The following is a 10,225-nucleotide window of genomic DNA, read 5'->3' as shown; positions in this document are numbered from 1 at the left end:
TCCCGGGTTGCCGGTGAGGCCCTTAAGTAGGATCTGGCTTCATGCGGTGGGTGGGAGTGTTGGTGGTGGGGGCGTTTCTTGGGGTGGGGTGTTCGGTCGCTGCCGGTGATCCCTGGCCTCAGGTGTTCCGGGCGGAGTCGTCTTCGGCGATCTATGAGGCGATCGTGTCCAGGGAGGTGGATCCGGAGCCGTTGGCTGTTGGGGAGGTCTTCGGGAAGGACACGCTGAGTTCCGGGGCCGTGCAGATGAAACGGGGTCAGTCATCTGTGTCGGGGAACTGTGCGGAGGCGGTGTGGGGGAGTCCGCCGTTGCAGGGGTGCACGCAGGTGTTGCGGGCCGTCTACAGCGCGGACGGGGTTTCGGGGCAGTTCGCGATCTTCAATCTGGCCGATTCGGGGGCGGCCGATCGGCTGGTGCAGGCGTTCAGGAAGGACGCGTTCCTGAAGCTCGCGCCAGGGCAGCCCGCGATCTCCGGGGGGTCGGCGCAGGGCAGGGCGCTGGGGCACTACGCCGTGGTCAGCTGGGTGGCCGCAGTGGGCGACGAGAAGCCGGACCTCACCGATCCGCTGCTGGCCGTGGACTCGGTCAGCCAGTTCCTCCAGACCCGTCTCCTGAAGGCCGGGTAGCGGCCGACGGCGGGTCCGCCGCCCTGCTTGAAGGAGCATGGGATTCGGCCGCCGTTCTCGAAAGCTGGGTAGTGGCCGACAGCGGGTTCGCCGTCGGGGCATGGGAGTCCGCCGCCGCGCTTGAAAGCTGGGTGGCGGCCGACAGCGAGTCCGCCGCCGCGTGCGGGAGGGCGGCCAGGCGGTGGGCCGGGAGTTCCAGGGCGGAGGCGTCGGCCCAGTCGGGGACGAGGGTCCGGGCCTGCTTCTTGGTGAGGTCCCGGGCGGAGATGAGGGCTTCGCGCCAGGAGTTGGCGGCTTTGCCGTGGGCGTTGTCGAGGACGCGGCGCGCGATCCTGGCGGGGTCGTGGTCGGGGAGCGGACGTCGTACCGCGTCGAGGACGGAGCCGTCGGCGGTGAGGTCGTAGACGGGGGAGAGCAGGTCGGTGAGGTCGGGGGGTGGGGTGGCGAGGAGGACGCGCACGTGGCGGGCGCGGGAGGCGAGGAGGACGCGGGGTAGTGCGGCCTCCAGGCCCGGTGGTACGGCGATCGCCACCCGGTCGGGATCGGCGGCGTAGGGCTTGGCCAGCCAGGTCGACAGGCGGACCCGGGGGAGTTTCGGCAGCAGGTCGCGTGGCCACTCCCCGACCAGCAGCCCGGGGGCGAAGGCCTCGATTCCGGCAAGGCCCGGTAGATCTTCCTTGGAACGCGCGGATTCCACCGACTGCGGGCCCTGCGTGTAGATCGCGGTGGCCAGCTTGTCCACCCGGGACGCCACCGAGGGCCAGGTCTTCGTGGTCGGCCGCAACACGTAGAGATCCGCCGCGCTGCCGATCGCCTCCGCCCCGTGATACCTATTGAAATCCGGAAATATCGCCTCAGTCAGAAGATTGAGATCAGAAAGCGCGCTCTGCACCTTCAACGCCAGCATCGGCGTCCGCTCAGAAGCCCCATACGCCAGCAGAATCCGCCCCTGATCCCGATCCCGCAGCCCTTCGGCCGCACGCGCCACGAACAACCCCACCCCCTCCGGCGTATACGGCGGATCGGTGACCGCCAGATCCGCCCACCCCCGCGCCGACGGCGGCAATCCCAGCCGCAGATCAGCCCAGAATGTTCGAACCCCCAGCCCCTGGGCATCCACATACTCAAGGATCCGCTCGTCGATGTCGGCCACCGCCACCTCGACCTCCGGATGGATCATCCGCACCGCCAGCGAGGTCAGATCGTGATCTCCGACACACAGCACCCGCGCCCCGGGCAGCCAGAACCGCTCCCCGAGCAGCAAGGCCCGCCGCACCACCGTGTCCGCCGTGGCCGCCACATGATCGAGCGTGTGCCGCCCCCGGGGCGCCTTGGCGATCAGCTCCCCGATTCGGGCCACCGTATCCCCATATATGTCCATAAGGTGAGACACAGGGTCCGAAATATTGGATTCAGTGCCAGTGTTGTAGTGTTTAGCCTGATCAGCTGGGATTCGGACGCGCTCGCCGCGACGCTCAAGGGGGAGCTCGCGGAGCAGCGCCTCGATGGTCCGCCGCGACGTGGCGGTCTCCCGGACCAGATCGGCGAGTGACCACCAGCGCCCATCCGCGAGGAGGGCGACCGCCCTACGGAGCCGCCTGCCATCCACTCCGGCCTGTGCGAACAGCTCGTCGATAGCCATAACTGAAACCCTATCGGCGCGCCACCGCCCGAACTCGTCCCCTGAACGCCCAGGCGGGACCATTCGCACACGGTGGGGTAATCTCTACACACCACAACTGCAGCAGGGCCAGCGTCGTCCCTCTGTCTCCACGCAGAAGATGACGACGGGAGTGATTACATGCCTGCTGCCCGCCTTGGCCGCCCTGGGGGCTTTCCCGAGCCTCAGGGCCTTTACGACCCTGCGAACGAGCACGACGCCTGTGGCGTCGCGATGGTTGCCGACGTGAACGGCCGCCGCAGCTATGACATTGTCGCGAAGGCCCTGACCGCGCTCATCAACCTCGATCACCGGGGTGCGCGGGGGAGCGAACCGGAGACCGGAGACGGCGCCGGCATCCTGACGCAGATCCCGGACGCGCTCTACCGGGCCGTCACCCCGTTCGCGCTGCCCGCAGCGGGGGCGTACGCGGCCGGGATCGCCTTCCTGCCGCACGACGAGCAGGCTCGCGCGGTCGCCATGGGCATGATCGAGGAGATCGCGGCCGAGGAGAACATCACCGTGCTCGGCTGGCGCGAGGTCCAGGTGGGCACCGCGCACGCCGGGCCGAGCGCCCGCGCCGTGATGCCGTCGTTCCGCCAGCTGTTCGTCAGCTCCGGCGAGCTGTCCGGGATCGATCTGGACCGGGCCGCGTTCGCGTTCCGCAAGCGGGCCGAGCACGAGGTGGACGTCTACTTCGCCTCGCTCTCCTGCCGGACCGTGGTCTACAAGGGCATGCTCACCCCGCAGCAGGTCGAGCCGTTCTTCCCCGACCTGTCCGACGAGCGCTACGTCACCGCGATCGCGCTGGTGCACTCCCGGTTCTCCACCAACACCTTCCCGTCCTGGCCGCTGTCCCACCCGTACCGCTACATCGCGCACAACGGGGAGATCAACACGGTCAAGGGCAACCGCAACTGGATGCGGGCGCGGGAGGCCATGCTCGGCACCGGGCTCATCCCCGGCGACCTGGAGCGGCTGTTCCCGATCTGCGACCCGGACGCCTCCGACACCGCCTCCTTCGACGAGACGCTGGAGCTGCTGCACCTGGGCGGCCGGTCGCTGCCGCACGCGGTGCTGATGATGATCCCGGAGGCGTGGGAGAACCACACCGAGATGGACCCGGCGCGGCGCGCCTTCTACGAGTTCCACTCCACCCTCATGGAGGCCTGGGACGGCCCCGCCTCGATCTCCTTCTCCGACGGCACCCTGGTCGGGGCGGTCCTGGACCGCAACGGCCTGCGTCCGGGCCGGTTCTACGTCACCGACGACGGCTTGGTCGTGCTCGCCTCCGAGGCGGGCGTGCTCGCCGACATCGAGCCGGAGCGGGTGATCCGCAAGGGCCGCCTGCAGCCGGGCAAGATGTTCCTGGTCGACACCGCGCGCGGCCGGATCATCGAGGACGACGAGATCAAGGCCGAGCTGGCCGCCGCCGAGCCGTACGGGGAGTGGCTGCACGCCGGTCTGGTGCGCTTCGAGGAGCTGCCCGAGCGCGAGCACGAGCACCCCACCCACGAGGCGCTGGTGAAGCGGCAGCAGACCTTCGGCTACACCGAGGAGGAGCTGCGGATCATCCTCACCCCGATGGCGGTCACCGGGGGCGAGCCGCTCGGCTCGATGGGCACCGACTCGCCGGTCGCGGTGCTGAGCGAGAAGCCGCGGCTGCTGTTCGACTACTTCAGCCAGCTGTTCGCCCAGGTCACCAACCCGCCGCTGGACGCCATCCGGGAGGAGCTGGTCACCTCCCTGCAGTCCACGATCGGTCCCGAGGGCAACCTGCTGGAGCCGGGGGCCGCGTCCTGCCGCCGCCTGGTCCTGCCGTACCCGGTGATCGACAACGACGAGCTGGCCAAGATCGTCCACATCAACGACGAGGGCGCGCTGCCGGGCTTCCAGCCGTACGTGGTCTCCGGCCTGTTCCACGTGGGCGGTGGCGGGGACGCGCTGCTGCGGCGGCTGCGGGAGATCCGCGAGGAGGTCTCCCGGGCGATCGCGGACGGGGCCAGGATCATCGTCCTGTCCGACCGCGGCTCCTCCGCCGAGAAGGCGCCGATCCCGTCGCTGCTGCTCACCGGCGCGGTGCACCACCACCTGATCAGGGAGAAGTCCCGCACCCGGGTCGGCCTGGTGATCGAGACCGGCGAGGCCCGCGAGTGCCACCACATGGCCCTCCTGGTCGGGTACGGCGCGAGCGCCATCAACCCCTACCTCGCCATCGAGACCGTCGAGGACATGACCGCCACCGGCATGCTCTCGATCGACCCGCGCAAGGCCGTCCGCAACCTGATCAAGGCGTACGGCAAGGGCGTGCTCAAGGTCATGTCCAAGATGGGCGTCTCCACGGTCGCCTCCTACACCGGCGCGCAGATCTTCGAAGCCCTCGGCCTCGGCGCCGACGTGATCGCCGAGTGTTTCACCGGCACCACCTCCCGCCTGGGCGGCGTCGGCTTCGACGTGCTGGCCAGGGAGGCCCAGCAGCGGCACCTGAAGGCGTACCCGAGGGCGGAGAACGCGCACCGGCGGCTTGAGGTCGGCGGCGAGTACCAGTGGCGGCGCGAGGGCGAGCCGCACCTGTTCAACCCGACCACGGTCTTCAAGCTGCAGCACGCCACCAGGACCAAGCGCTACGAGATCTTCAAGGAGTACACCTCCCTGGTCGACGGCCAGGCCGAGACCCTGATGACGCTGCGCGGCCTGTTCAGGCTCCGCCCCGGCATGCCCGTGCCGATCGAGGAGGTCGAGTCGGTCGAGAGCATCGTGCGGCGGTTCTCCACCGGCGCGATGTCGTACGGCTCGATCTCGATGGAGGCGCACGAGACGCTGGCCATCGCCATGAACCGGCTCGGCGCCAAGTCCAACACCGGCGAGGGCGGCGAGGACCCCGAGCGGCTGCACGACCCCGCCCGCCGGTCGGCGATCAAGCAGGTGGCCTCCGGCCGGTTCGGCGTGACCAGCGAATACCTGGTCAACGCCGACGACCTGCAGATCAAGATGGCGCAGGGCGCCAAGCCCGGCGAGGGCGGCCAGCTGCCGGGCCACAAGGTCTACCCGTGGATCGCCAAGACCCGGCACTCCACCCCCGGCGTCGGCCTCATCTCGCCGCCGCCGCACCACGACATCTACTCCATCGAGGACCTGGCCCAGCTCATCCACGACCTGAAGAACTCCAACCCGCTGGCCCGCGTGCACGTCAAGCTGGTCTCCGAGGTCGGCGTCGGCACGGTCGCGGCGGGCGTCTCCAAGGCGCACGCCGACGTGGTGCTCATCTCCGGCCACGACGGCGGCACCGGCGCCTCCCCGCTCACCTCGCTCAAGCACGCGGGCGCGCCCTGGGAGCTCGGCCTGGCCGAGACCCAGCAGACGCTGCTGCTCAACGGCCTGCGGGACCGGATCGTGGTGCAGGCCGACGGCCAGCTCAAGACCGGCAGGGACGTCATCGTCGCCGCCCTGCTCGGCGCCGAGGAGTACGGCTTCGCCACCGCCCCCCTGGTCGTCTCCGGCTGCGTCATGATGCGCGTCTGCCACCTGGACACCTGCCCGGTCGGCGTGGCCACCCAGAACCCGGAGCTGCGCAAGCGCTTCACCGGCAAGCCCGAGTTCGTGGTCAACTTCTTCGAGTTCATCGCCCAGGAGGTCCGCGAGTACCTGGCCGAGCTGGGCTACCGCTCGCTGGACGAGATCATCGGCCACGCCGAGCTGCTCGACACCGACGCGGCCGTGGACCACTGGAAGGCGGCCGGGCTGGACCTGACCCCGATCCTCTACCAGCCGGAGCTGCCCGCGGGCACCCCGCTGCACCAGGTCGTCGGCCAGGACCACGGCCTGGACCGGGCGCTGGACAACACGCTGATTCAGCTGGCCGAGGGCGCGCTGGAGTTCGGCGAGCGGGTCACCCTGGAGCTCCCGATCCGGAACGTGAACCGGACCGTCGGCACCATGCTCGGCCACCACGTCACCCGCAGGTGGGGCGGCGCGGGCCTGCCGGACAACACCATCGACGTGTCGTTCACCGGCTCGGCCGGCAACTCCTTCGGCGCGTTCGTGCCGCGTGGCATCACCCTGCGGCTGACCGGCGACGCCAACGACTACCTGGGCAAGGGCCTGTCCGGCGGCAGGATCGCGGTCCGCCCGGCCAACGACCTGGACGGCCACATCGTCTCCGGCAACGTCGGCCTCTACGGCGCGACCTCCGGCGAGGCGTTCATCCGGGGCGTGGTCGGGGAACGGTTCTGCGTCCGCAACTCCGGCGCCACCGCCGTGGTGGAGGGCGTCGGCGACCACGGCTGCGAATACATGACCGGCGGGCGGGCGGTCGTGCTCGGGCCGACCGGGCGCAACTTCGCGGCGGGCATGTCGGGCGGCATCGCGTACGTGCTGGATCTCAACCCGGTCCGGGTCAACCGGGAGATGGTGGAGATCGAGGCGCTCACCGACGAGGACTCCGACTTCCTCCGGGAGACCGTCGAGAAGCACCTGGCCGAGACCGGCTCGCCGGTGGCCAAGGCGCTGCTCACCGACTGGGACGCCGCGCTGGCCCGGTTCGGCAAGATCATGCCCATCGACTACAAGCGGGTGCTGCGCGCCCGCGCCGAAGCCGAAGCCGAGGGCCGGGACATCGACGAGGCCGTCATGGCCGCTTCGCACGGATAAGGGGGGACACTCAATGGCTGACCCGAAGGGGTTTCTCACGCATGACCGGGAGCTGCCGCAGCGCAGGCCGGTGGACGTCCGGATCCGCGACTGGCGGGAGGTCTACGACGCCTTCCCGGCCGAGAAGCTGACCAGGCAGGCCGCCCGCTGCATGGACTGCGGCATCCCGTTCTGCCACAACGGCTGCCCGCTCGGGAACCTCATCCCGGAGTGGAACGACCTGGTCTACCGGGATGACTGGCGGGAGGCGATCGAGCGGCTGCACGCCACCAACAACTTCCCCGAGTTCACCGGGCGGCTCTGCCCGGCGCCCTGCGAGATGGCCTGCGTGCTGGGCATCAACGCCGACCCGGTCGCGATCAAGCGGGTCGAGGTGGAGATCATCGACCGGGCGTTCGCGGAGGGCTGGGTCACGCCGCAGCCGCCGCTGGCCCGCACGGGCAAGAAGGTGGCCGTGGTCGGTTCGGGCCCGGCCGGGCTCGCGGCCGCCCAGCAGCTCACCCGCGCCGGGCACGACGTGGTGGTGTTCGAGCGCGCCGACGCGATCGGCGGCCTGCTCAGGTACGGCATCCCCGAGTTCAAGATGGAGAAGCGCAACATCGACCGCCGGATCGAGCAGATGGTGGCCGAGGGCACCGAGTTCCGCACCGGCGTCCACGTCGGCGTGGACGTCACGGCCGCCCAGCTGCGGGCCGAGTTCGACGCGATCGTGCTGGCCGGCGGCGCGACCGCGTGGCGCGACCTGCCGGTGCCAGGACGGGACGCCGAGGGCGTCTACCAGGCGATGGAATACCTGCCGCCCGCCAACAAGGGCTTCGGGGACTCCAGCATCTCGGCGCAGGGCAAGCACGTCGTGGTGATCGGCGGCGGCGACACCGGCGCCGACTGCATCGGCACCGCGGTCCGGCAGGGCGCGGCCTCCATCACCCAGCTGGAGATCATGCCGAAGCCGCCCGCCGACCGGCCGGGCTCCCAGCCGTGGCCGACGTTCCCGATGCTGTTCAAGATGGAGAGCGCCCACGAGGAGCTCGCGGAACTGGGCGGCGACCGGGTGTACGCGGTGTCCACCACCGAGTTCGTCAAGGACGCCGAGGGCCGGCTGGCCGCGCTGCGGCTGGTCGACGTGGAGGGCCCCGCCGCCGGGTTCAAGCCGGTGCCGGGGACCGAGCGGGAGATCCCGGCCCAGCTGGTCACGCTGGCGATGGGCTTCCTCGGCCCGGAGAAGGGCGGCCTGCTGACCGAGCTGGCCGAGCTGTCGGCCGGGGAGTTCTTCGACCCGCGCGGCAACGTGGCGCGCAACAGGTCCTACCAGACCGGGGTGGACGGGGTGTTCGCCGCCGGGGACATGGGACGCGGGCAGTCCCTGATCGTCTGGGCGATCGCGGAGGGCCGCTCGGCCGCCGCCGCCGTGGACGAGTACCTGACCGGCCAGACCGCCCTGCCGGTAGCCATCCCACCGACAGCCCGGCCGCTAGTCTAATATTCCGATATATACGGCGTCCTGCCTTAAGGCAGGACGCCGTATGCATTTTTGCACATATCGTAAATATGCTGATCGGCTTGTAATTATCCGCGACGGGAAGAATGATCATATTCCTGTCGAGGAGGATTGGTGAGCAAGCAGCGGCGGGCGGCCCGGTTTCTGGCGCTCGGGATATCAGCGGCACTGCTGGGTACGGCTTTCGCCGGGGCATCGGCGACGGCGGACCCGCCGGGGGAGTACCTCGTCTTCTACCTGCCCGGCCAGCGGGACGACGCCGCCCGGGCGGTGGCCGCCAGCGGCGGGGCGGTGACCGGCGAGGAGCCCAGGCTCGGCTACCTGCTCGCCACGACCGCCGCGCCCGCCCGCGTGGGCGCCAGCCCGGCCGTCGCCGCCGTCGCCAGGGACCGCAAGATCGGCGCGACCACCCGGGCCCGCTGGGACGGCGATCCGCCGCCCGCGACCGCCAAGCAGCCTCCGGCCGTCACCAAGGCCGCCGGGGAACCTCTGGCCTCCCGCCAGTGGGACATGCGGATGATCGGCGCCACCCCCACCGGATCGTACGCCAAGCAGCGCGGCAGCCACCAGGTCCTGGTCGGTGTGATCGACACCGGCATCGACGGCAAGCATCCCGACATCGCCCCCAACTTCAACCGCAAGCTCAGCCGCAACTTCGTCATCGACCGCCCCAAGGACCCCAACGGCAAGACCTTCGACGGCCCCTGCGAGTACAAGGGCTGCAAGGACCCCGCCGACGTGGACGACGACGGCCACGGCACGCACGTGGCCAGCACGATCGGCTCCCCGCTGAACGGCGTGGGCATCGGCGGCGTCGCGCCCGGCGTATCCCTGGTCAACCTGCGAGCCGGCCACGACGCCGGCTTCTTCTTTCTCAAGCCCACCATGGACGCCCTCACCTACGCGGGCGACAAGGGCATCGACGTGGTCAACATGTCCTTCTACGTCGACCCGTGGATGTTCAACTGCGCCGCCAACCCCCAGGACAGCCCGGCCGAGCAGCAGGAGCAGCGGGGCATCCTGGAGGGCATGAAGCGCGCGATCGCCTACGCCCGCGCGCACGGCGTGACGCTGGTCTCGGCGATCGGCAACAGCGCCCTCGACCTGGGCAAGATCACGGTGGACGGGACCAGCCCCGACTACCCGATCGGCGCCGAGCGCGAGCGCAAGGTGGACAACTCCTGCCTGAACGTGCCCGCCGAGCTGGACGGCGTCATCTCGGTCACCGCGGTCGGCCCGAGCGGGCGCAAGGCGATCTACTCCGACTACGGCGTCGAGCAGGCCGACGTGGCCGCGCCCGGCGGCGACCTCGCCGACCCTGTCACCAAGCTCAAGGGCGTGGCCCGCGAGATCCTGGCCGCCGCGCCCACCAAGGCGCTGCGCGCCCAGGAACTGATCGACAAGCGGGGGCGGCCGATGACCTCCTCGGTGATCAAGAGCTGCGCGGGCGGGAAATGCGCGTACTACCAGTATCTGGAGGGCACCTCGATGGCGGCGCCGCACGCCACCGGCGTGGTGGCGCTGCTGATCGCCCGGTTCGGGAAGCCCGGCAAGGGCGGGCTCCAGCTGAATCCGTCGACCGCCGAACGGCTGTTGTACTCGACCGCGTCCGCGAAGCCGTGCCCGACGCCCAGGGCGTACCGGTATTCGGCGAAGAACGTCCAGGTCTGTGAGGGGACCGCGGCCAAGAACGGATTCTTCGGGCATGGGGTGGTCAACGCGTTCCGGGCGGTCACGCTACCTAAGGACGCCTGAGTAGCAGGGCGGATCCCCAGGGGATCCGCCCGGCTT

At 70.2% G+C, this 10,225-nt stretch carries 5 protein-coding genes; 4 read left to right on the top strand and 1 reads right to left on the bottom strand.

All coding sequences use genetic code 11. From position 1 onward, the window contains the following. Nucleotides 1–164: 164 nt before the first annotated feature. Nucleotides 165–626, top strand: a complete 462-nt coding sequence (locus ABGB08_RS49495) for a hypothetical protein (protein ID WP_347605854.1) — start codon at nucleotides 165–167, stop codon at nucleotides 624–626. On the opposite strand, the gene ABGB08_RS49490 is transcribed toward ABGB08_RS49495, so the two are convergent. After that, the gene (locus ABGB08_RS49490; protein ID WP_347605851.1) at nucleotides 586–2,268 is read right to left on the bottom strand and encodes a bis-aminopropyl spermidine synthase family protein; all 1,683 of its coding nucleotides are present in this window, start codon (nucleotides 2,266–2,268) and stop codon (nucleotides 586–588) included. The two genes, ABGB08_RS49495 and ABGB08_RS49490, sit on opposite strands and share 41 nt — an antisense overlap. A 159-nt stretch (nucleotides 2,269–2,427) precedes the next feature. Here ABGB08_RS49490 and gltB point away from each other — a divergent pair, with 159 nt between their 5' ends. The 3 genes from gltB (at nucleotide 2,428) to ABGB08_RS49475 (ending at nucleotide 10,189) form a co-directional block, all read left to right on the top strand. Continuing rightward, nucleotides 2,428–6,936, top strand: a complete 4,509-nt coding sequence (gltB, locus tag ABGB08_RS49485) for a glutamate synthase large subunit (protein ID WP_347605849.1) — start codon at nucleotides 2,428–2,430, stop codon at nucleotides 6,934–6,936. A gap of 13 nt (nucleotides 6,937–6,949) precedes the next feature. Further along, nucleotides 6,950–8,416 (top strand): glutamate synthase subunit beta, encoded by a 1,467-nt coding sequence (locus ABGB08_RS49480; RefSeq protein ID WP_347605846.1) that lies wholly within the window; start codon nucleotides 6,950–6,952, stop codon nucleotides 8,414–8,416. A gap of 132 nt (nucleotides 8,417–8,548) precedes the next feature. Next, nucleotides 8,549–10,189 carry a S8 family serine peptidase gene (locus tag ABGB08_RS49475; RefSeq protein ID WP_347605843.1) on the top strand — a complete coding sequence of 547 codons (1,641 nt, stop codon included), beginning with the start codon at nucleotides 8,549–8,551 and terminating at the stop codon, nucleotides 10,187–10,189. The last annotated feature ends 36 nt before the right edge of the window (nucleotides 10,190–10,225 follow it).

It is taken from the genome of Acrocarpospora sp. B8E8, assembly GCF_039871605.1.
Classification (GTDB): Bacteria; Actinomycetota; Actinomycetes; order Streptosporangiales; family Streptosporangiaceae; genus Acrocarpospora; species Acrocarpospora macrocephala.
The sequence above is the reverse complement of the archived record's forward strand: the minus strand, read 5'-3'. Positions and strand labels throughout refer to the sequence as shown.